The organism is Brevibacillus halotolerans (assembly GCF_026891775.1).
Lineage (GTDB): Bacteria > Bacillota > Bacilli > Brevibacillales > Brevibacillaceae > Brevibacillus_B > Brevibacillus_B halotolerans.
In genome coordinates, this window is record NZ_JAPTNK010000050.1 from 1 (window position 1) to 541 (window position 541).

Annotated in this window: 5 tRNA genes; all 5 read right to left on the bottom strand. The window is 51.2% G+C overall.

The annotated features are described in order from the left end of the window. Window positions 1-50: 50 nt before the first annotated feature. The 5 genes from O0550_RS24070 to O0550_RS24090 all read right to left on the bottom strand — a co-directional run bounded on the left by O0550_RS24070 (window position 51) and on the right by O0550_RS24090 (window position 493). Window positions 51-126 (bottom strand) — tRNA-Gly (locus O0550_RS24070). Window positions 127-136: 10 nt separating this feature from the next. Next, window positions 137-212, bottom strand: a tRNA-Lys gene (locus tag O0550_RS24075). A gap of 4 nt (window positions 213-216) precedes the next feature. Beyond that, a tRNA-Gln gene (locus O0550_RS24080) sits at window positions 217-291 on the bottom strand. A 7-nt stretch (window positions 292-298) separates the two neighbouring features. Further along, window positions 299-383: transfer RNA gene (locus tag O0550_RS24085), tRNA-Tyr, on the bottom strand. A 34-nt stretch (window positions 384-417) separates the two neighbouring features. Continuing rightward, window positions 418-493 (bottom strand) — tRNA-Val (locus O0550_RS24090). Between the last annotated feature and the right edge of the window lie 48 nt (window positions 494-541).

A 541-nucleotide genomic window follows, 5' to 3' on the forward strand; every position in this document is an offset into this window, starting at 1 on the left:
TGATTCGTAGTCAAACGCTCTATCCAGCTGAGCTAAGGGCACATAATATATGGAGCGGACGACGGGTCTCGAACCCGCGACCTTCGCCTTGGCAAGGCGACGCTCTACCAATTGAGCTACGTCCGCAAACTAAAAATGGTGAGCCATGAAGGACTCGAACCTTCGACCCTCTGATTAAAAGTCAGATGCTCTACCAACTGAGCTAATGGCTCCCTATGGCTGGGGTACCAGGATTTGAACCTGGGAATGACGGAGTCAAAGTCCGTTGCCTTACCGCTTGGCTATACCCCAATAGGAATGGTGGGGAGAGACGGATTCGAACCGCCGAACCCTGAGGGAGCAGATTTACAGTCTGCCGTGTTTAGCCACTTCACTATCTCCCCATATGATGCAAAAATTTGCATTTTTAAAAACAAATGGTGGAGGATGACGGGATCGAACCGCCGACCCTCTGCTTGTAAGGCAGATGCTCTCCCAGCTGAGCTAATCCTCCAGATAAATGGTGACCCGTAGGGGATTCGAACCCCTGTATGACAGCGTG